The sequence below is a fragment of the Granulicoccus phenolivorans DSM 17626 = NBRC 107789 = JCM 15570 genome (genome assembly GCF_000423085.1).
Classification (GTDB): Bacteria; Actinomycetota; Actinomycetes; order Propionibacteriales; family Propionibacteriaceae; genus Granulicoccus; species Granulicoccus phenolivorans.
Genome location: NZ_AUHH01000032.1, coordinates 1 through 20,350, shown reverse-complemented (window position 1 = coordinate 20,350; position 20,350 = coordinate 1). Strand labels below are relative to the sequence as shown.

Sequence of the window (20,350 nt, the reverse complement as noted above, 5' to 3'; positions counted from 1 at the left end):
GTGCTGAGCGGGGAGCGTCGGGCACCCCCGTAGATCTACGTGACTACGGCCCCCGGATCGCGATGCCGGACGAACCACGCCGGTACCTCGGCGCGGGAGCGCAGATGCAGTTTGGCCAGCACGTTCTCGACGTGGCCCTCGACCGTACGCGGGCTAAGGACGAGCTCGGCGGCGATCTCCCGGTTACTGCGGCCCTCGACCAAGTGGGTCAGCACCTGCTCCTCCCGGGCCGTGAGATTGCTAGCAGCCTTGGCCGAGGTCGGTTCGCTGAGCGCGAGCCCGAGCGTGACGGCCTCGCCGCGGGTCCGGGGTGGCGTGCCGCCGGTCAGCGGCGGGGGAGTGAACTGCTGATGATGCCGGTGCAGGTGCGGCCCGAAGGCGGCCGCCGAGGTGCCCAGGATCTGCCACACCCGATCGGCGGCACAGGACAGTTGCCGCGACTGCGGGGACCGCTTGCCCATGATCCAGGTCAGCAGGAGCAGGACCAGGGCGATACAGATGCCGTCCTCGAAGGACTCCTGGATCTGCAGCGCCTGCCGGGCGCTGGTTCGGGCGGCGTCCGATTCGCCGCGGCGCCACAGGGCGATGCCCTGCACCCACAGCGCGTACGCCAGATCCCACTGCTCACCGGTTGACCGGCACCACGCGATCTGGTCCCGGCAGGTGGCCAGGGCATCATCGAGCCGGTCGCTGTAGACCTGTGCCATCGCCATCTGGAAGGTCGCCATCTGTGCCGACCCGTCGTCCCCGTGCGCCGACAGCACCGGGATCGCCCGGGCGTACGTGTCGACTGCCGCCTCCACCTGCCCGCTGAACAGCAGCAGCAGACCGGTCCAGGCCTCGAGCCGGGCGCCGAGGAACTCGTCTCCGGTCGCGGCGCGCAGGGGTTCGGCCTCGTCGAGGTACGCCCGGGCGGACTCCCGGTCCCCCTGGATCAGCGCGATCCAGGCGGCCACCGCGAGCACGTGGCCGCGCTGGACCGCGGGGAGTTCGGCGGTGTTCAGGATCCGATCGGCCCAGCGACGGCCGTCGCTCAGCTGTCCGCCGGCGATCCAGTGGTAGCGAAGCTGCACCATCAGTTCTGCCGCCTGGTTGTGGCGGGACGGATCTTCCATCGCCCATTCGAAGGCGGCCAGGATGGTGGGGTGTTCCACCCGCCAGGTGCGCAGTGAGGTGGCCTGGCTGTCGCTGCACCAGCTCGCCACTCGCTGATCGGCGCGGTCCAGGCAGAATTCCAACAGCCGGTCGTGCACCATGGCCCGTTCACCGCGCTCGGTCAGCAGCTCGGTGCCGTAGTCGCGGATGGTCGCCAACTGCCGATAGCGGACCTGGCCCCGGGTGGCCCGGTCCACGACCAGGACCGACTTCGCCACCAAGCCATCGATGACATCGAGGATGTCCTCGGGCGCTACGTCCGGGGATGTGCACACGTGCTCGGCGGCGTCCAGGGAAAAGCTGCCCCGGAACACCGAGAGGCGGGCCCACAGCAGCCGCTCGGCCGGGCTGCAGCGTTCGAAACTCCAGGCGACCAGGGCGCGCAGGGTCCGGTGTCGATCGGGGGCGTTCCGGTTGCCGTGATTCAGCAGGGCGAAGCGGTGGTCCAGCCGCTTGGTCAACTCGTCGACCGAGAGGACGCGGAGCCGGATGGCGGCCAGTTCCACCGCCAGCGGCATGCCGTCCAGGCGACGACACAATTCAGCGACCTGCTGACAGTTCTCCTCGGTCACCTCGAAGCCGGGGGCAACCGCCCGCGTACGCGCGATCAGCACCTGCACCGAGGCATGTTCCAGGATGCGGGCGAAGTCATCGGTCGGCGCCGGCACCGACAGCGGCGGGAGCTCATAGACCTGTTCGCCGCGGACCTCCAGAACCACGGTGCTGGTCGTCAGTACGCGCAACCCCGAGCACTTGGGCAGGACAGCGGTGAGGAAATCGGCCACTCCGTCGGCCACGTGTTCGCAGTTGTCCAGCAACAACAGCGCCGGGGCGGCACCGAGATGGCGCGCTACCTGCTCCTGGGGTGGCCGGGCCGAACTCTCCGAGACGCCGAGGGTCCGCGCGATCTGCGCGGCGACCTCGCCGGCGGAGTGAATGGCGGTCAGATCGACCACGGTCGGCCGGAGGTGTTCGGTGATCCGGACGGCAAGGCTGGTCTTGCCGATTCCGCCCGGCCCGGTGATCGTCACCAGGCGCGAAGACTCCAACAGCCGGGTCACGGTTGCCAGGTCCTCCTGGCGTCCGAACAGAATCTCGGCGTCGCCGGCCACGCGTCCTCACTTCCTCGTGCAGCCGGTGTGTGAGCTGGGACACATCCCCGGCAAGTGGACCAAGGATACTCCCGGGGAAATTCGGGCCGCGCAGTTGCTCAGGCGGCGACGAAGTCGGTCAGCAACTCGGCGAACCGTTCGGGTTGGTCCTCGCCGATCAGAGTGGAGGAGCCAGGTAACCGGACCAGCCGGGCGTCGGGGTAGTGGTCGGCCAGTCGGGGACCGTGGTCGGCCGGCATCAGCCGGTCCTGCTCGGCCCACACCACCAGCACCGGCCCGGCGAAGGCGCTCCACCCGGCGGCCAGGTCGTCGAGTCGCTCCGGCGGCGGTGCGCCGACGAAGAACTTGACGAAGTCGCGCCGGATCTCCGGATCCTTGCGGGCCGGGGTGAACCAGTCCTGCAGCAGGTCGTCGGGAATCCCGGTCACCGACATCCCGCCGTAGCCGGCGGGCATCCGGCGGAACCTGCGTACCCGCATCAGTTGCAGGAACAGCCACAGGACGCCTGGCACCCGCTTGCCCATCGCACTCATCGGCCGGACGGGGGCGGGCGGGAAGTTGTCGAACGCCTCACAGGTGGCCAGGACCAGCCGGGCCACCCGATCGGTGCGGTCCTGATTGATCAGGAACTGCCCGCCACCCCAGTCGTTCAGGACCAGCGTCACGTCGCTGAGTTCCAGGGCGTCCAGAAAGTCCCCCAGCAGGGCGGCCATCCCTTCCTGGGAGAGGTCGGCATCGGCCCGCATCGGCCGGCGGTGCCCACCCATCGGTAGCGTTGGGGTCACGACCCGGTACTGACCCAGCAGCGGCACCACCTTGCGCCAGCAGCGTCCGTCCATCGGTACGCCGTGGGCGAGCACGATCACCGGGCCCGGGCCGCCGGTGTCCCCGTACTCCAACGGTCCGGACGGTAACTCGATCTCGGGCATCGCTGCCACCTCGGTTCACTCGGGATTGATCGTGTTCACGCTAACCCCGGCGAGTGGCGTACCGATATCGCCCGAGAGCGACTGTTCACCAGCTCGACTTGGTGATTCCCGGCAGATCCCCCCGGTGTGCGGCTTCCCGGAAGTTCACCCGGGAGAGGCCGGCCTTGCGCAGGTACGCCCGGGGCCGCCCGTCCACCTGGTCGCGGTTGCGGACCCGGCTGGGGGAGGAATCCCGCGGCAGCTTCGCCAGTGCCCGGCCGGCTGCCATCCGGTCCGCCAGATCCAGCGAGGTGTCCCGGGCGGCGGCCCGCAGCTCGGCGCGGCGTTCCCGATAGCGCTCGACCAGGACCTGTCGCTTCTGGTTGGCGACGATCTTCGACTTCTTGGCCATCAGCGTTGCTCCTTGAATTCCACGTGTCGGCGTACGACCGGGTCGTACTTGCGCAGCACCAACCGGTCCGGATCGTTGCGCCGGTTCTTCTTGGTGACGTAGGTGTAGCCGGTCCCCGCCGAGGAGCGGAGCTTGATGATCGGCCGGACCTCCGAACCCTTTTTCGCCATCAGAGCTTCACCCCGCGACCCTGCAGATCCCGGACCACGGCCTCGATGCCGCGCTGGTCGATGGTCTTGATCCCGCGCGCACTGACCTGCAGCGTGACGTTGCGGCCCAGCGACGGCACCCAGTACCGCTTGCTCTGCACATTCACGTTCCACCGCCGGCGGGTGCGTCGATGGGAGTGGGAGACCGCGTTGCCGAACGCCGGTTCGGCTCCGGTCACCTGACATTTGCGTGACATGGCGTCCCTTCGTTTAGAATGACAATCATTCTCAATAGTCTGCAGGGAGTTTCACGATGAAGCAAACCGTCCATCGCCGTTACGGTGCCGGCCGCAAGGAGGCGCGATGAAGGTGGGGCGTCGTCAGGTGCCGGTGATCCTGATCAGCGGCATCCAGGAGGGCGCGGTGGCCTCGGCCAGCATCTCGCTGCAGCTCGGGCTGCCCGGCGCCGTCGGCGTGATGCACACCATCGATGCCGAGCGGGAGATTCTGACCCGTGTGGTCGGCGACATCACCGGGGTGATCGAGCACGAGGAGATCAACCTCGCCCACACCTGCATCACCTGCGCCATCCGGGAGGACATCGTGCCGACCCTGGAGCGACTGGCCGCGCAGGGAAAGTGGACCAGCATCGTGGCCTGCCTGCCGGTCACCGCGGAGGCGAACCAGGTCTGCCGGGTGCTGTCCTGGGCTCCCGGCAACGCCCCGCATGTGACGGTCGCCGCGGTGGTGACCGCGCTGGACGGGGCCACGATCAGCGAGGATCTGCTCGGGGACGAGGCGCTCGGGGAACGCGGCCTGGCCACCGCCGTCGATGATGACCGCGGCGTCGCCGAGGTGGCGACCGCGATGGTGGAGTACGCCGACGTGGTCTGTCTCACCCAGCTGCCCGAGCACGACGAACTGGCCCTGCTCACCGCCCTGGCGCGCCCGCGCGTCCCACTGGTCGCCGATCCGTGCCTGCTGGATGCGCCCGCGCTGGCCGCCGGCGTACACCGGTCCCGGGCGTCGGAGGGCTGGATCGACGAGGTACGCGTGGGCCCGCTCCCGCCGCTGCCGGAGGCCGGCGTGTGGCGCCTCGACCTCCACTCCGACCGGCCCTTCCACCCCGGCCGGCTGTACGAGGAGATCGAGACCCTCGGCTCCGGACCGCGGCGCGCCCGGGGCTGCTTCTGGTTGCCCACCCGGCCCGACGCGATCTGCGCGTGGGACAGCGCCGGCGGCCAGGCCAGTGTCGGCTCCACCCAGAACTGGGGTGCCGCGCGCCGGCAGACCCGGATCACGGTGGTCGGGCTGGCCGGCGACGACGGGCACCGGGAGATCGAGGCCGCGTTCCATCGCTGCCTGCTCACCGACACCGAGATCGCCACCCGGGGTCAGGTCTGGGAAGAGATCTGGGACGGGCTGGAACCCTGGCTCGGCCCGATCGAACGCGCCGCCTGAACCCGCCCCACCATCATTCCCGTCCGAGGAGAACCATGAAAGTCCGCAATTCCCTGCGCGCGCTGAAGCTGCAGCCCGGCGCCCAGATCGTCCGCCGCCGCGGGCGTACGTTCGTGATCAACAAGCGCAACCCGCGCCTGAAGGCCCGCCAGGGCTGACGGGTCAGCCGCGGTCGGACAGGTAGGACCCGACGACCGCGGCCCCCAGATCATCCAACTGGGGGGCCACGACCCGGCCCTCGACCCGGCGGGCGAGTTCGTCGAGGAAGCGTTCCAGCCCCGGATCACCGCCCAGCCGGAAGAAGGTGATCTGGCTGCCCAGGCGCATCGCGGCATCGAGTTCCTGGACCGTGACCGCGATCGTGTGCGGGGCCGGCGGATAGTCGAAGTACGCCTCCCCGTCCGGCTCCAGGTGCGCGGTCGGCTCGCCGTCGGTCACGATCAGCAGCACCGGCTGCGCGGTCGGATTCCGCCGGAAGAACCGGTTGGCCAGCATCAGCGCATGATGCAGGTTGGTGCCCTGACTGCGCGCTCCCGGCAGCGCGGTCAGCTCGGCGATGTCCATCGCCATCGCCTCGCGACCGAACCCGATCAGGGTCAGCTCATCCCCGCGGAACCGGGTGGTGATCAACTGATGCAGCGCCAGCGCGGTCTGCTTCATCGGCAGCCACCGGCCCTCCATCACCATCGAGAACGAGGTGTCGACCAGCAGCGCCACCGCCGCCCGGGTCCGGGCCTCGGTCTCGGTGACCTCGACATCATCCAGCCCCAGCCGTACGCCCGCCCGCGGGTCACCCCCCTCGGCCACGGTCCGCGCGACCGCATTGGACACCGTCCGGGTGACATCCCACGGTTCGGTGTCGCCGAACTCCCAGGCGCGACTGGAGCCGGTCCGTTCCCCGGCGGCCCCGGCGGTCCGGGTGTCGCGTTGCCCGCCGCGCCCGGCGATCCGGTCGGCGACATCCTTCAGCAGGGTCTTGCCGAGCTGCCGCATCGCCCTGGGGGACAGCCGCAGCACATCATCGGAGCCGCGTTCCAGGTAGCCCGAGTCCCGCAGCGCCTTCTCCAGGTCCCGCAGCCGCTGGGCGTCCACGCCGGCCTCGGCGCCGAGCTGGCGCATCAGGGTGTCCAGGTCGATGTCGTCCAGGCTCGCCCCGGCGTACTCCTGGGAGAGCTGCTCGGACAACTGATCCAGCTCGGACAACTGCTGCATCACCCCGGTCGCCTCGCCCATGCCCAGGCCCTGCTCACCCTCGAAGCCCTCCTCGCCCCACCAGTCCTGGTCCGGGCGGAGGTTCATCAGGTTGTTGTCCAGCCGGGACAGCGCCTGGCTCAGTTCGGGGGAGCCGAAGGCCTGCTCGGTCAGCGCGTCCAGTTCCGCGCGCTGTTCGGGGGTGAGCGAGTTTCGCATCCGCCGCGCGGCCGCCGCCCGCTGGGCCAGGGCGTCCAGCAGTTCGTCGATGGTCTGCGGATTCTCCGGGAAGAACTCCCCGTGCTTGGCCATGAAATCGGCGAACTGCTGGTCGGTGTCCTCGCCCCGGGCGTGCGCCTCGAGCAGCTGGTTCAGGTCGGCCAGCATCTCGTTGACCGCCTGCCGGTCCGCCTCGGTCGCGTTCTGCAGCGCCTGCTTCATCCCGGCGAAGCGCTGATCGAGGGCCTCGCGGCCCATCAGGTCGGCAATCTGCTGGTACGCCTGCCGCGCCTCGGGGCTGCGCCACTGGTAGTCGCGCAACTCGTTGACCGCCTCGGAGGTGCGGCTGGGCAGGTTCTCCAGTTGCATCTCGGCGAACCGGGCGTCGTCGTCGAGGTCGCGGGCCAGCTGCTTGCGCTCGGCGAGCACGGCCCGATCCAGCAACTCCCGGATCTCGCTCAGCGTGCCGTCCAGCTTGTGCCGGCGCAGCAACTCCGATCGCTTCCGGGCCACCTGGCGGGCCAGATCGTCCAGGCCGCGATCGCGGCCGCCGCGGCGCAGGTACTCCTGCAGGGCCCGGCGCAGACTGGTGCCCTCCATCACCTCGCGGCCGATGTCGGCCAGCGCATCGGCGATGTCGACCGGCGGCGCGAGCGGATCCGGCCCACCCAGATAGCGCCCGTACCGGGCGAAGCCGCGATGCTCGTGGCGGCCCTGATTGTCCTGACGGCCTGACATGCGCCCAGCGTACGCGGGGGCCCAATGCCGATTGCGGTCACCGGGCATGAGCTAGGGTGGCCGCACCCACACGGGAGCCCTCGGCAGAGGGCTGAGATCGAGCCGACGCCGCTCGGGACCGTCCGAACCTGTCCGGGTCATACCGGCGAAGGAAGTGAGGACTCTCGATGTCCGAGATCCATCCCAAGCATCACCTGCAATACCTCGTCGACGGTGACGTCCGCGTGCCGGTCACCGCGGTCAGCCTCGACGATTCCCCCGATGGTCACGCCAACTCCGAGGTGCACCTCTACCGCACCGCCGGGCCCGGCAGTGATCCCGCGCTCGGGTTGCCCGACCAGCGCACCGCGTGGATCCTCGACCGCGCGGACGTCACCGAGTACGCGGGCCGCGAGCCGTCCCTGCACGACGACGGCCGCTCGGCGGTCCGGCGCGGTGCCGCCTCCGAGCAGTGGCGGGGCGCTCGCCGCCGGCCGCTGCGGGCCAGCGCCGGGCGTACCGTGACGCAACTGCACTACGCCCGCCAGGGCCGGGTCACCCCGGAGATGCGCTACGTCGCGCTGCGCGAGAACGTCGACGTCGAACTCGTCCGCAGCGAGGTCGCCGCCGGCCGGGCGATCATTCCGGCGAACATCAACCATCCCGAGTCCGAGCCGATGATCATCGGGCGCCGCTTCCTCACCAAGGTGAACGCCAACATCGGCAACTCCGCGGTCACCTCCTCGATCGAGGAGGAGGTCGCCAAACTCAGTTGGGCGACCCGGTGGGGCGCCGACACCGTGATGGACCTGTCCACCGGCGACGACATCCACACCACCCGGGAATGGATCGTGCGCAACTCCCCGGTCCCGATCGGCACGGTGCCGATCTACCAGGCCCTGGAGAAGGTCGACGGTCGCGCCGAGGACCTCTCCTGGGAGGTCTTCCGCGACACCGTGATCGAGCAGGCCGAGCAGGGCGTGGACTACATGACGATCCACGCCGGCGTCCTGCTGCGCTATGTGCCGCTGACCGCGCAACGGGTCACCGGGATCGTCAGCCGCGGCGGATCGATCATGGCCGGCTGGTGCCTGGCCCACCACGAGGAATCCTTCCTCTACACCCACTTCGACGAGCTGTGCGAGATCTTCGCCCAGTACGACATCGCCTTCAGCCTCGGCGACGGACTGCGGCCCGGTTCGGTCGCCGACGCCAACGACGAGGCGCAACTGTCCGAGCTGCGTACGCTGGCCGAACTGACCCGGCGCGCCTGGGCGTACGACGTGCAGGTGATGGTGGAGGGACCGGGCCACGTGCCGCTCGACCTGGTCCCCGAAAACGTCCGGCTGCAGCAGGAGTGGTGCGACGGGGCCCCGTTCTACACCCTCGGCCCGTTGGTGACCGACATCGCTCCCGGCTACGACCACATCACCTCCGCGATCGGTGCGGCGGTCATCGCCCAGCACGGCACCGCGATGCTGTGCTACGTCACCCCCAAGGAACATCTCGGCCTGCCCAACCGGGACGACGTGAAGACCGGGGTGATCACCTACAAGATCGCCGCGCACGCCGCCGACATCGCCAAGGGGCATCCGGGCGCCCGGGTGCGCGACGACGCCCTGTCCAAGGCGCGCTTCGAGTTCCGCTGGCGGGACCAGTTCGCGCTGTCACTGGATCCGGACACCGCGATCGGGTTCCACGACGAGACGCTGCCGGCCGAGGGCGCGAAGACGGCACACTTCTGCTCGATGTGCGGTCCGAAGTTCTGCTCAATGCGGATCAGCCAGGACATCCGGGACAACCACGCCGACGTGCTGGCCGGGATGGCCGCCAAGTCCCGGGAGTTCGTCGAACTCGGTGCCACCGTCTATCTCACCGACGGAGGTGCCGACCGGCGGTAACGTAGCCGACCGTCGGCACGAGGAGTGGGGCCGGCACGAAGGAGTGGGCATGACAGTACGTTCGGAGCGGCCCGGTACGGCCGGATCGCTGGCCGCTTCGGCGTACGTCTTCGCGGTGGTGATGATGGGCACCACGCTGCCGACCCCGCTGTACCCGCTGTTCCAGGAGCGGTTCGGGTTCGGCGGCCTCACCACCACCGTCCTGTTCGCGGTGTACGCCGGAGGCGTGATCGCGACCCTGGTGCTGTTCGGCCGGCTCTCCGACGCGCTGGGGCGCCGGCCGGTCCTGCTCGCCGCGGTCGTGTCGGCCCTGCTCTCGGCGTTCTGCTTCTTGGCCGGGCAGCAATTCTCGCAACTCTGGCTGCTGTTCGTGGGCCGGATCCTGTCCGGGCTGGCGGCGGGAATCTTCACCGCCACCGGCACCGTCGCGGTCCTGGAGAATGCGCCGCCGAAGCACGGCCGGCTGGGCAGCGCGGTCGCCACCGCCGCCAATATCGGCGGCCTCGGCCTGGGCATCCTCGTCTCGGGGCTGATCGCGCAGTGGGCCCGGTCCCCGCTGCCGACGCCGTTCGTGGTCCATGCGGTGCTGCTGGTGCTGGCCGGGGTGGCGCTGCTGGCGGTGCGGGAACGGATCACCAGCGACCCCAGCCGGTTCCGGCTGCAGCTGCCCCGGATCCCGACCGAGGCCCGGGGCATCTTCGGTCCCGCGGTGCTGGGCGCCTTCCTCGGCTTCGCCGTCTCCGGGATGCACTCCGCAGTCACCCCGAACTTCATGACCCAGGTGCTGCAGGTGCACCAGCCCGCCCTGATCGGGACCGTGGTCTCGCTGCTGTTCCTGACCTCGGCGGTCGGCCAGATCGGGCTGCGGAACTACAGCGATCGGACGCTGATCACGGTCGGATCCATCGCGCTCGCGGTCAGCATGGTGGTGCTGATCCTTGCGCTGCTGGCGCCCTCGCTGGTCCTGCTGCTGGTGGCGACCGCCCTCGGCGGCGTCGGCCAGGGACTGCTGTTCATGACCGGGCTGCGGGCGGTCACCACGGTCACCGAACCCGCCCATCGCACCGAGGCCACCACCAGCTACTTCATCATCGCCTACATCGCGATCTCGCTGCCGGTGGTCGCGGTCGGCGTCCTGGCGAACCTGCTCGGCCTGATCCCGGCCGGGGTGATCTTCGCGATCGCGGTCGCCGTCGTCGCCCTGCTCGGGCTGCGCAGCGTACTGCGCTTCGGGTGATCGGCCCCGGCGCGCTCAGCCGTAGATGGTCTCCCCGCCGCCGGTGTCCTTGCTGATCCGGCGGGACAGGTACAGCCCCTCCAGGGCCAGCTCGATCGCGCTGGCCCGTTGCGCCGGGGTCCGGGCATCCAGCCGGTCGGCGATCCGGTCGTAGAGGTCACCCTCGAGTTCGGGCAGCGCCGCCAGGAGTTCCGCCGCGGTCACCCGGTCCCCGGTGGTGATCAGGGTGGATCCGTCCAGCGCGCGGACGAGCTCGGCGAAATCCAGCCCGGACAGCCGTTCGTGCACGGTGTCCATCGTCGCGGTCCGCAGCAGGTGGGTCAGGATCTGGTCCTGCCGGCCGTCCTCGCCGAGCTCGAATTCGATCTTGCCGCCGAGGACCTCCACCGCCGGGATCAGGTCGACCGGTCGGGCCACCGCCTCGGCCTCCCCGCGGATCGTCGCCCGGTGCAGGGCCGCCGCGGCCACGGTCTCGGCCCCGGCGATCGCGAAGCGGGCCGACACGCCCGAGCGCTGGTCGACGGCGCTCGAACCGCGCAATTCCCAGGTGAAGTGCGCCAGCACCTCGATCAGGGCGTCGGGCACCTCGGCGACCAGGTTGGCCTCCTGCCGGATCACCTTGACCTCGTCGGCGATCTCCAGCGGGTAGTGGGTGCGGATCTCGGCACCGAAACGGTCCTTCAGCGGGGTGATGATCCGGCCGCGGTTGGTGTAGTCCTCCGGGTTCGCACTGGCCACCACCAGCACATCCAGCGGCAGCCGCAGCACATAGCCGCGGATCTGGATGTCGCGTTCCTCCATCACGTTCAGCAGCGCGACCTGGATCCGTTCGGCCAGGTCGGGCAGCTCGTTGATCGCGACGATGCCCCGGTGGCTGCGCGGAATCAGGCCGAAATGGATCGTCTCGGGGTCGCCCAGACTGCGGCCCTCGGCCACCTTGATCGGGTCGACGTCACCGATCAGGTCCCCGACCGAGGTGTCCGGGGTCGCCAGTTTCTCGGCGTACCGCTCGCTGCGATGGCGCCACTCCACGGGCAACTCGTCGCCGGCCTCGGCGGCCCGACGCCGGCCGCCGGCGGTGATCGGGTGGTAGGGGTGCTCGCCGATCTCGGACCCGGCGATCACCGGGGTCCACTCGTCGAGCAGGCCGACCAGGGTGCGCAGCAGGCGGGTCTTGCCCTGACCGCGTTCCCCGAGCAGAACGATGTCGTGACCGGCCAGGATCGCGCGCTCGAGCTGGGGGAGCACGGTGTTCTCGAAACCGTGCATGCCCGGCCAGGGATCCTGCCCCGCCCGCAGCGCGGCGAGCAGATTTTCCCGGATCTCCTCGCGCAGGGTCCGGTACCGATGCCCCGAGGCGCGCAGCTCACCGACGGTGGCGATGGTGGGGCGGTTGCTGGTGGGTTCGCTCACGCGATCACTGTACGCGCGGTGCCAACGGCCGGGATGGAAGACTGGGATCGTGCGCGACATCGTGATTCTCGGTAGTACCGGATCGATCGGTTCCCAGACCCTCGACGTGATCCGGGAGCGACGTGACCAATTCCGGGTGGCCGCCCTCACCGCGGGCGGCTCGAACATCCCGCTGTTGGCCGAGCAGATCCTGGAGTTCGCCCCGCCGCTGGTGGCGCTGTCGCGGCCGACCGCGGTGCAGGACCTGCAATTGGCCCTGTACGCCGCGGCGAAACAGCGCGGCTGGGCGACCGGGGAGATGACGCTGCCGAAGATCGTCGCCGGGCCCGAGGCCAACCTGGAAGCGGCCCGGCTGCCGTGCGATCTGGTGATGAACGCGATCACCGGTGCCGCCGGGCTGACCGCGACCCTGGCCACCCTGGAGGCCGGCACCAAGCTCGCCCTGGCGAACAAGGAATCCCTGGTGATCGGCGGGCGCCTGGTCACCGACAAGGCGGCGCCGGGGCAGTTGATCGCGGTCGATTCGGAGCATTCGGCGATCGCCCAGTGCCTGCGCGCCGGGCGTACGCAGGAGGTCCGGCGGGTGATCCTGACCGCCTCCGGTGGTCCCTTCCGGGGCCGCCGCCGGGAGGAACTGACCGAGGTGACCCCGGAGCAGGCGATGAAGCACCCCACCTGGAACATGGGCCGGGTGATCACGATCAACTCCGCCACGCTGGTCAACAAGGGCCTGGAACTGCTCGAGGCGGGCCTGCTCTACGACATCGACCTGGACCTGATCGAGCCGGTGGTCCATCCGCAGTCGATCGTGCATTCGATGGTCGAGTTCCACGACGGCTCCACCATCGCCCAGTGCTCCCCGCCGGACATGCGGCTGCCGATCGCGTTGTCGCTGAGCTGGCCGGACCGGCTGGCGAACGCGTCCGCGCCGATCGACTGGACCCAGGCGGCGAGCTGGACGTTCGAACCCCTGGATCACGAGGCGTTCCCGGCAGTCGACCTGGCCCGCCGCGCCGGTCAGCTCGGCGGCACCGCCCCGGCGGTGTTCAACGCCGCCAACGAGGCCTGCGTCGACGCGTTCTGCGCCGGCACGCTCAGCTTCCTCGGCATCGTCGACACCATCGCGCGAGTCCTGGACGAGCATGTGGCCAACGCCGAAAATCCGGAACCGGCCGGTGGCGACGTATTATCGAGCAGGCCCCGGGGAGCGGGGTTGGTGGGCGCCGATCGGGTGACCATCGATGACGTCCTGGCGGCCGATGCGTGGGCTCGCGCACGCGCCGCGGACATCTGCGCCTAGGAGACACCGTTGGACACCGTGATCTACATCATCGGGGCGATCGTGTTCTTCGCCCTGATCATGTTGTCGGTCTCGCTGCACGAGTTCGGGCACATGGTCCCGGCCAAGATCTTCGGGGTGAAGGTCACCGAGTACTTCGTCGGGTTCGGCAAGACGCTGTGGTCGTTCCGGCGCGGCGAGACCGAGTACGGCCTGAAGGCGCTCCCGCTGGGCGGTTACGTCAAGCTGGTCGGGATGTACCCGCCGAAGAACGGCAAGGTCCGCGGGAACACCAACCCGGTGATGACGCTGATCGAGGACTCCCGGGCCGCGGAATGGGAAGACATCAAGCCCGAGGACGACGGGCGGCTGATGTATCAGCAGAAGAGCTGGAAGAAGCTCATCGTCATGCTTGCCGGGCCGGCGACCAATCTGATCCTGGCCTTCGTGATCCTGTGGGGCGTGTTCGGGATCCACGGCATCTACCAGCCCCAGCTCACCGTCGCCAGTGTCAGCCAGTGCGTGGTCACCGCCGACCGGACCGACCAGACCTGTCAGCCCGGTGACCCGATCGCGCCGGCCGCGCAGATGGGCATGCTGCCCGGGGACCGGATCGTCGCGTTCAACGGGGAACCGGTACGCGACTGGGAGCACCTGCAGGAGATCATCCGCGGCAACCTGGACCGCAGCGCCCGGATCACCGTCGAGCGCGACGGCCGGCAGGTCGACCTGACCCCGGGGAACACCATGATCACCGGGGTCCAGGACAAGCTCGACCCGTCGAAGACGATCGAGGCCGGGTTCCTCGGCGTCAGCCCGACCACCGAGAAGGTGCACCTCGGGCCGGCGGGCACGCTGAACCAGATGTGGACGATGACCAGCCAATCGGTGATCGCGCTGGGCCAGTTCCCGGTCCGGGTCTGGAACACCGCGGTGGACCTGGTCACCGGCCAACCGCGCGACGTCAACGGCCCGATGAGCATCGTCGGCGCCTCCCGGGTGGCCGGTGAGGTCAGCTCGACCGACCAGATGACCGGGGCGGACAAGGTCGCGACCTTCTTCACCCTGCTGGGCAATGTGAACCTGTTCGTCGGCCTGTTCAACCTGGTGCCGTTGCTGCCGCTGGACGGCGGGCACATCCTCGGCGTGATCGTCGAGTGGATCCGCCGCCAGGGAGCCCGGATCTTCCGGCGGCCCGATCCGGGCTTCATCGACACCGCCAAGATGCTGCCGGTGGCGTACGCGGTGTTCGCGTTCATTGCCATTTCGGGGGTCGTCCTGGTGGCAGCAGACATCTTCTCTCCGGTCACCCTGTTCTGAGCAGGGCTAGGCTGGACCCGTCGGACTCATCACAGAAGGAAGCACCCATGGCGATTGATCTGCCCGCACCCCAGGTACGCGAGGAGCCCCCGGTGGTCGCACCGCGCCGGGTGAGTCGGCAGATCCGCGTCGGGGACGTGCTGGTCGGCGGCGACGCACCCATCTCGGTGCAGTCGATGACGACCACCCAGACCACCAATGTGAACGCCACCCTGCAGCAGATCGCCCAGTTGACCGCGGCCGGCTGCGACATCGTCCGGGTGGCGGTGCCGAGCCAGGACGACGCCGAGGCGCTGCCCGAGATCGCCAAGCACTCGCAGATCCCGGTGATCGCCGACATCCACTTCAACCCGCGCTACGTCTTCGCCGCGATCGACGCCGGCTGCGCCGCGGTCCGGGTCAACCCGGGCAACATCAAGGCCTTCGACGACAAGGTCGCCGACATCGCCAAGGCGGCCACCGATGCCGGGGTGTCCCTGCGGATCGGGGTGAACGCCGGCTCGCTGGACAAGCGGCTGCTGGCCAAGTACGGCTCGGCGACCCCGGAGGCGCTGGTCGAATCGGCGCTGTGGGAGGCCTCGCTGTTCGAGGAGGTCGGCTTCCGGGACTTCAAGATCTCGGTCAAGCACCACGATCCGGTCGTCATGATCAAGGCGTACCAGCAGTTGGCGGCGGCCTGCGACTACCCGCTGCACCTGGGCGTGACCGAGGCCGGACCGGCGTTCCAGGGCACGATCAAGTCCGCGACCGCGTTCGGGGCGCTGCTCAGCCAGGGCATCGGGGACACCATCCGGGTCTCCCTGTCGGCCGATCCGGTCGAGGAGGTCAAGGTCGGCACGAAGATCCTGGAGTCGCTGAATCTGCGGCCGCGCAAGCTGGAGATCGTCTCCTGTCCCTCGTGCGGGCGCGCGCAGGTCGACGTCTACACCCTGGCTGAGAAGGTCACCGCCGGGCTGGAAGGGCTGACGGTCCCGCTGCGGGTCGCGGTGATGGGCTGTGTGGTGAACGGTCCGGGAGAGGCGCGCGAGGCCGACCTCGGGGTGGCCTCCGGCAACGGCAAGGGGCAGATCTTCGTGCACGGTGAGGTGATCAAGACCGTCAAGGAGGCCGACATCGTGGAGACCCTGATCGAGGAGGCGCTGCGGATGGCCGACTCGATGGAGGAGTCCGGTTCCCCCGAAGTGTCGGTGCACTGAGGTGCCCCGCCACTAGGGTGGCGGCATGGTGAACCAGCACAGCGGCGCGGACGAGCACTCGACCCGCATGCTGACCGACCGGGACCTGCCCCGGGTCCGGAAGCTGCTGGACACCGACCCGATCGACCACGTCTTCGTCGCGGCCCGGGTGGAGCAGTACGGCTTGGAGCCGTGGCGGCTGGGCTGCCCGGTCTGGGGCTACTTCGTCGGTGAGGATCTGGTGTCCCTGCTGCACCAGGGCGCCAACCTGGTGCCGGTGAACGCCGACCCGGCCACCGCACTCGGTTCGGCGGTGCTGGACACCTTCGTGGAGATCTGCACCGGCAAGCGGCTTGCCACCTCGATCGTGGGCCGCTCGGCCACGGTGCTCGAACTGTGGCGTCGACTCGCGCTGCGCTGGGGGCAGCCCTGGGCGGGCGTACGGGAAGTGCGGGCGCACCAACCGATGATGGCGATCAACCGGGATCCGCTGGTGCCCGGGGATCCCCGGGTACGCCGGATCGGCCCGGAGCTGCTGGGGCCCTACTTCCGCGCCGCGGTGGAGATGTACACCGAGGAGGTCGGGGTGTCTCCGATCAGCAACGGGGACTCCGGGCCGTACCGGGCGTACGTGCGGCGGATCATCGAACAGGGCCGGGCCTTCGGGATCGTGGAGGGCGGCCGGGTGCTGTTCAAGTCGGATCTGGGCTCGGTCTGCGGCGGCGTCGCCCAGGTCCAGGGGGTCTGGCTGGATCCCGAACTGCGCGGTCAGGGACTGGCCGCTCCCGCGGTGGCGAGCGTGGTGCGCCTGGCCCGGGAGCGGTATCCGGTGATCTCGCTGTACGTCAACGACTTCAATACCCGCGCGATCGCGACCTATCGGCGGGTCGGGTTCGCCCAGACCGGGGACTTCGCGACGGTTCTCTACTGACTCGACGCTAGGCTGCCTCCTGGCGAACCCGGGCGGGCCGGAGCGTCGAGAGTCGGAGGAGTGCCTGTGAGCCAGTTGGCGCGGTTGTCGGAACTGTTCGTCCGGACCCTGCGGGAGGACCCGGCCGATGCCGAGGTGCCCAGCCACCGCTGGCTGGTCCGCGCCGGGTACATCCGTCGCGTCGCCCCGGGCATCTACAGCTGGCTCCCGCTCGGCCTCCAGGTGCTGCAGAACGTCGAGAAGATCGTCCGCGAGGAGATGAACGCGATCGGCGCGCAGGAGGTCCGGTTCCCCGGACTGCTGCCGCGGGAACCCTACGAGGCGACCAACCGGTGGACCGAGTACGGGCCGAACCTGTTCCGGCTCACCGACCGCAAGGACGCCGACCTGCTGCTGGGGCCCACTCATGAGGAGATGTTCACCCTGCTGGTGAAGGATCTCTACTCCTCCTACAAGGATCTGCCGCTGGCGCTGTACCAGATTCAGATCAAGTACCGCGATGAGGCGCGGCCCCGGGCCGGCCTGCTGCGCGGGCGTGAGTTCATCATGAAGGACTCCTACTCCTTCGACATTGACGACGAGGGCCTGCAGCGCTCCTACGACCGGCACCGGCAGGCGTACATCAAGATCTTCGACCGGCTCGGATTCGACTACGTCATCGTCGAGGCCATGTCCGGGGCGATGGGCGGCTCGCAGTCGGAGGAATTCCTCGCCGTCGCCGAGAACGGCGAGGACACCTTCGTCCGCTCCCCGGGCGGGTACGCGGCCAACGTCGAGGCGGTCCGGATCGCGCCGGTCCCCGCGGTGCCCTATGACGATGCGCCCGCCGCGCGGGTCGTGGACACCCCCGACACCCCGACCATCGAGGCCCTGGTCACGCTGCTGAACCAGCGGCACCCCCGGGCCGATCGTGCCTGGACCGCGGCCGACACGCTGAAGAACGTGCTGGTGATGCTGCGCCATCCCGATGGCACCCGGGAACCGCTGGCGATCGGCCTGCCCGGTGATCGCGAGGTCGAGGCGAAGCGCCTGGAGGCCCACGTCGAGCCGGCCGCGGTCGAGGCGTTCACCGAGGCTGACTTCAAGGAGTACCCGAATCTGGTCAAGGGCTACCTCGGCCCGGGTGCGCTGGGCCTGGGAGAGGTCGCCGAGGGGGCCGCCCCCGATCCGGGCCGGATCCGGTACCTGGTCGATCCGCGGGTGGGGGAGGGCACCGCCTGGGTGACCGGTGCGGACGAGTCCGGCAAGCACGTGGTCGATCTGGTCTGTGGCCGGGACTTCACCGCCGACGGGCTGATCGATGTCGCCGAGATCCGCGCCGGCGACCCGGCTCCCGACGGCTCCGGCGAACTGCAACTGGCCCGCGGGATTGAGATGGGTCACATTTTCCAGCTCGGTCGCAAGTACGCCGACGCGCTCGGGCTGAAGGTGCTGGACCAGAACGGCAAGCAGGCCACGGTCACCATGGGGTCCTACGGGATCGGGGTCTCCCGGGCCGTGGCGGCGGTGGCCGAGGCGACCTGCGACGAGAAGGGCCTGGTCTGGCCGCGGACGCTGGCCCCCTACGACGTGCAGGTACTGGCCACCGGCAAGGGCGAAGAGGTCCTGGCCAAGGCCACCGAGATCGCCGAGGCGCTGGTGGCCCGGGGCGTCCGCGTACTGCTGGATGACCGGAAGGCGTCGCCCGGGGTGAAGTTCGCCGATGCCGAGGTGCTGGGGATGCCGACCTCGGTCGTGGTCGGCCGGGGGCTGGTGGATGGGGTCGTCGAGATCCGCGACCGGCGTACCGGTGACAAGCGCGAGGTTTCGGTTGATTCGGCAGTGGATGAGGTGCTGGCGGAGATCGGTCGGGGGTGACCGCAGAGCCCGGAATGCCGGGTCATAGGCTTGGGTATGGCTGAAATATATCCTGATGCAGAGTTGTATCCGTCCAAGCCCGAGGCCGTCGCGGCGTACCTCCGCGAACACGGTCCGGACCCAGGTGTGAGCGCTGATTCGCTCACGCTGCTCGCCTCCTATCGCTTCGATGACCCCGGCGGCGACGTCGGGATGGAGGTCCATCTCGTCACCGACGACACGGGGCGATTGCTCCAGGTCCCGCTGACCTACCGAGGAGTACCGCACGAGGCCCTCGATGAGTTACTGGTGATCGATCACTCGGTGCTCGGGCGCCGATGGGTCTACGGCGGCATGTCCGACACCGAGTTCCTCACCCAATTGGTGGACACGATCGTCGGTGCTGGCGTCGGAGCCCGTCATGTCGACATGCGCGACGGCTCCGAGATCACCGAACGGGTGGCCAATGTTCGCGGGACCGGGATGTCCGACGAGGAGGCCCCGTCGGTGGCCGGGGCGGCGAACCCGGGACTGAGCGAAGGCTCGGTCCTCGTACCGCTGATGGGCGGGCTCCTCGTGTTCGATCTGCAGCCCGACCTCGAGGTTGATCCTTCCGAGCGGACGTCGAACGGCATGCTGTTCGGCACCTGGCCCGGCCAGGACGACGAGGTGTTGCTGGCCACGATCATCCCGGGGAGCCGCCCACCGGTGGAGTAGACTGCGGCGGTGCTGCCGCTGGAGGTAATGATCCCTTCGGGCACTCCCGGCGTGGGGGTGCCCCTGGCGATTCTCTTCACCTTGGTGGCGATCGCGTTCGCGGCCGGGTGGGTCGACGCCGTCGTCGGCGGCGGTGGCCTGATCCAGCTGCCGAGCCTGATGATCATGCTGCCCGACAGCACCCCACCCCCGTACATCCTCAGTACCAACAAACTGTCCTCGGCGGCAGGCACCCTGATCGCGACGGTGACCTACCTGCGGCGGGTCCGCCTCAAGTGGGCCACCGTGCTGCCGCTGATCGGGTGTGCGTTCGCCGGCTCCGCGCTCGGGTCCTCGCTGGCGCGCTACCTGCCGAAGGCGTGGATGACGCCCATCGTGTTGGTCGCGATCATCGCGGTCGGCATCTATACCGTACGCAAGCCCAACCTCGGTCTGGAGCATCGGGAACTGCACTCCGGGGCCGCGCACATCGTGCGGGTATGCCTGATCGGACTGGTGATCGGGTTCTACGACGGGGCCCTGGGCCCGGGAACCGGCTCCTTCTTCGTGATCGCCATCGTGGCCCTGCTCGGCTACGGGTTCCTCCAGGCCACCGCGTACGCCAAGGTCGCCAACCTGACGACCAATGTGGCCTCGATCCTCGTCTTCGGATTCCACGGCGAAGTGCTGTGGCTGCTGGGCGGCTGCATGGCCGCGGCGAATCTCACCGGCGGCCTGATCGGAGCCCGGATGGCGCTGCGGTTCGGCAACCGGTTCATCCGACGGGTCTTCCTCGTGGTGATCACGATCCTGGCCGTCCGGCTGTCCTACGACACCTACCACCAATTCTTCGGCTGATCCCGGCGCGGGCAGCCTGCGGGCCCCGCTGGCCGGGTGCCGGCGGGGTGTGGCCTCGTGGGGTGTGGTCAGGCGGCTGCCTGGTGGTCCCGCGTGGGGGCCGGGTGGGCGATGGTGCCGTGGGGGGTGACGGTGTATTGGAAGCCGGCCGGTGAGGTCCATTGGTAGAGGCCGGGTTCGGGTTGGTCGAGTCGCCAGCCGGCGTGAGTTTTGGCGCGATGGGCTTTCCGGCTCAGGGGTGCGGTGTTGGCCAGGCTGGTTTGCCCGGCCCCGGCCGGTGCCTGGTGATCGAACGGGATCGTGTGGTCCAGGTCGCAGTACCGGCTGGAGATCCCCGAGAACGGGAACACACAGGACGGGTTGCGCGCCTCCTGGATCCG

General features: G+C 69.4%; 18 protein-coding genes, 1 pseudogene and 1 riboswitch. Of the genes and pseudogenes, 11 read left to right on the top strand and 8 right to left on the bottom strand.

Translation table 11 applies throughout. From position 1 onward, the window contains the following. Window positions 1–35 precede the first annotated feature (35 nt). From G531_RS0113050 to rpmB, 5 genes are all read right to left on the bottom strand, one after another. Window positions 36–2,267: an ATP-binding protein gene (locus G531_RS0113050; protein WP_026927599.1), complete on the bottom strand. Its 2,232-nt coding sequence runs from the start codon at window positions 2,265–2,267 to the stop codon at window positions 36–38. A gap of 98 nt (window positions 2,268–2,365) precedes the next feature. Beyond that, window positions 2,366–3,196: an alpha/beta fold hydrolase gene (locus tag G531_RS0113045; protein WP_026927598.1), complete on the bottom strand. Its 831-nt coding sequence runs from the start codon at window positions 3,194–3,196 to the stop codon at window positions 2,366–2,368. A gap of 85 nt (window positions 3,197–3,281) precedes the next feature. After that, on the bottom strand, window positions 3,282–3,587 hold the full coding sequence (gene rpsN / locus G531_RS0113040) for a 30S ribosomal protein S14 (RefSeq protein WP_026927597.1): 306 nt from the start codon (window positions 3,585–3,587) through the stop codon (window positions 3,282–3,284). Continuing rightward, on the bottom strand, window positions 3,587–3,757 hold the full coding sequence (rpmG, locus tag G531_RS0113035; protein ID WP_026927596.1) for a 50S ribosomal protein L33: 171 nt from the start codon (window positions 3,755–3,757) through the stop codon (window positions 3,587–3,589). The genes rpsN and rpmG overlap by 1 nt, the downstream gene beginning before the upstream one ends. Next, window positions 3,757–3,993 (bottom strand): 50S ribosomal protein L28, encoded by a 237-nt coding sequence (rpmB, locus tag G531_RS0113030; protein WP_026927595.1) that lies wholly within the window; start codon window positions 3,991–3,993, stop codon window positions 3,757–3,759. Before rpmB ends, rpmG begins: the two co-directional genes overlap by 1 nt. 106 nt (window positions 3,994–4,099) lie before the next feature. On the opposite strand from rpmB, the gene G531_RS0113025 reads away from it, so the two are divergent. Beyond that, complete coding sequence (locus G531_RS0113025; RefSeq protein WP_026927594.1) at window positions 4,100–5,197, top strand: CobW family GTP-binding protein; 1,098 nt, start codon at window positions 4,100–4,102, stop codon at window positions 5,195–5,197. Window positions 5,198–5,232: 35 nt separating this feature from the next. Next, on the top strand, window positions 5,233–5,355 hold the full coding sequence (gene ykgO / locus G531_RS0113020) for a type B 50S ribosomal protein L36 (RefSeq protein ID WP_026927593.1): 123 nt from the start codon (window positions 5,233–5,235) through the stop codon (window positions 5,353–5,355). 4 nt (window positions 5,356–5,359) lie between these two features. On the opposite strand, the gene G531_RS0113015 is transcribed toward ykgO, so the two are convergent. Further along, the gene (locus G531_RS0113015) at window positions 5,360–7,345 is read right to left on the bottom strand and encodes a vWA domain-containing protein (protein WP_026927592.1); all 1,986 of its coding nucleotides are present in this window, start codon (window positions 7,343–7,345) and stop codon (window positions 5,360–5,362) included. 60 nt (window positions 7,346–7,405) lie between these two features. Then, a riboswitch (TPP riboswitch) is annotated at window positions 7,406–7,516 on the top strand. On the opposite strand from G531_RS0113015, the gene thiC reads away from it, so the two are divergent. Further along, complete coding sequence (gene thiC, locus G531_RS0113010; RefSeq protein ID WP_026927591.1) at window positions 7,513–9,225, top strand: phosphomethylpyrimidine synthase ThiC; 1,713 nt, start codon at window positions 7,513–7,515, stop codon at window positions 9,223–9,225. (Overlaps the previous riboswitch by 4 nt.) A 49-nt stretch (window positions 9,226–9,274) precedes the next feature. Beyond that, on the top strand, window positions 9,275–10,462 hold the full coding sequence (locus G531_RS0113005; RefSeq protein WP_026927590.1) for an MFS transporter: 1,188 nt from the start codon (window positions 9,275–9,277) through the stop codon (window positions 10,460–10,462). A 15-nt stretch (window positions 10,463–10,477) separates the two neighbouring features. Here the strand turns inward: G531_RS0113005 and G531_RS0113000 are convergent, their stop codons facing one another. Further along, window positions 10,478–11,875 (bottom strand): sigma 54-interacting transcriptional regulator, encoded by a 1,398-nt coding sequence (locus G531_RS0113000; protein ID WP_026927589.1) that lies wholly within the window; start codon window positions 11,873–11,875, stop codon window positions 10,478–10,480. A gap of 49 nt (window positions 11,876–11,924) precedes the next feature. On the opposite strand from G531_RS0113000, the gene dxr reads away from it, so the two are divergent. From dxr to G531_RS0112965, 7 genes are all read left to right on the top strand, one after another. Further along, on the top strand, window positions 11,925–13,175 hold the full coding sequence (dxr, locus tag G531_RS0112995; protein ID WP_026927588.1) for a 1-deoxy-D-xylulose-5-phosphate reductoisomerase: 1,251 nt from the start codon (window positions 11,925–11,927) through the stop codon (window positions 13,173–13,175). Between the two features lie 9 nt (window positions 13,176–13,184). Further along, window positions 13,185–14,474, top strand: a complete 1,290-nt coding sequence (locus tag G531_RS0112990; RefSeq protein ID WP_026927587.1) for a M50 family metallopeptidase — start codon at window positions 13,185–13,187, stop codon at window positions 14,472–14,474. Between the two features lie 47 nt (window positions 14,475–14,521). Next, the gene (ispG, locus tag G531_RS0112985) at window positions 14,522–15,670 is read left to right on the top strand and encodes a flavodoxin-dependent (E)-4-hydroxy-3-methylbut-2-enyl-diphosphate synthase (RefSeq protein WP_035758863.1); all 1,149 of its coding nucleotides are present in this window, start codon (window positions 14,522–14,524) and stop codon (window positions 15,668–15,670) included. Between the two features lie 25 nt (window positions 15,671–15,695). Further along, entirely contained in the window at window positions 15,696–16,580 is an 885-nt protein-coding gene (locus G531_RS0112980) for a GNAT family N-acetyltransferase (protein ID WP_051215459.1), read from the top strand. 84 nt (window positions 16,581–16,664) lie between these two features. Further along, the gene (locus tag G531_RS0112975; RefSeq protein WP_026927584.1) at window positions 16,665–18,437 is read left to right on the top strand and encodes a proline--tRNA ligase; all 1,773 of its coding nucleotides are present in this window, start codon (window positions 16,665–16,667) and stop codon (window positions 18,435–18,437) included. A gap of 126 nt (window positions 18,438–18,563) precedes the next feature. Beyond that, complete coding sequence (locus tag G531_RS0112970) at window positions 18,564–19,133, top strand: maltokinase N-terminal cap-like domain-containing protein (protein ID WP_145978771.1); 570 nt, start codon at window positions 18,564–18,566, stop codon at window positions 19,131–19,133. Between the two features lie 9 nt (window positions 19,134–19,142). Next, window positions 19,143–19,970, top strand: a complete 828-nt coding sequence (locus tag G531_RS0112965; RefSeq protein WP_245630539.1) for a TSUP family transporter — start codon at window positions 19,143–19,145, stop codon at window positions 19,968–19,970. A 68-nt stretch (window positions 19,971–20,038) separates the two neighbouring features. Here G531_RS0112965 and G531_RS26165 read toward each other — a convergent pair. Next, window positions 20,039–20,350: pseudogene (locus tag G531_RS26165) on the bottom strand (HNH endonuclease); the annotation flags it as partial.

Bases quoted from the DNA above. Each gene is read 5' to 3' on its own strand.
- G531_RS0113045 (WP_026927598.1), bottom strand. From the start codon at position 3,196: ATGCCCGAGATCGAGTTACCGTCCGGACCGTTGGAGTACGGGGACACC.
- rpsN (WP_026927597.1), bottom strand. From the start codon at position 3,587: ATGGCCAAGAAGTCGAAGATCGTCGCCAACCAGAAGCGACAGGTCCTG.
- rpmG (WP_026927596.1), bottom strand. From the start codon at position 3,757: ATGGCGAAAAAGGGTTCGGAGGTCCGGCCGATCATCAAGCTCCGCTCC.
- rpmB (WP_026927595.1), bottom strand. From the start codon at position 3,993: ATGTCACGCAAATGTCAGGTGACCGGAGCCGAACCGGCGTTCGGCAAC.
- G531_RS0113025 (WP_026927594.1), top strand. From the start codon at position 4,100: ATGAAGGTGGGGCGTCGTCAGGTGCCGGTGATCCTGATCAGCGGCATC.
- ykgO (WP_026927593.1), top strand. From the start codon at position 5,233: ATGAAAGTCCGCAATTCCCTGCGCGCGCTGAAGCTGCAGCCCGGCGCC.
- G531_RS0113015 (WP_026927592.1), bottom strand. From the start codon at position 7,345: ATGTCAGGCCGTCAGGACAATCAGGGCCGCCACGAGCATCGCGGCTTC.
- thiC (WP_026927591.1), top strand. From the start codon at position 7,513: ATGTCCGAGATCCATCCCAAGCATCACCTGCAATACCTCGTCGACGGT.
- G531_RS0113005 (WP_026927590.1), top strand. From the start codon at position 9,275: ATGACAGTACGTTCGGAGCGGCCCGGTACGGCCGGATCGCTGGCCGCT.
- ispG (WP_035758863.1), top strand. From the start codon at position 14,522: ATGGCGATTGATCTGCCCGCACCCCAGGTACGCGAGGAGCCCCCGGTG.
- G531_RS0112980 (WP_051215459.1), top strand. From the start codon at position 15,696: ATGGTGAACCAGCACAGCGGCGCGGACGAGCACTCGACCCGCATGCTG.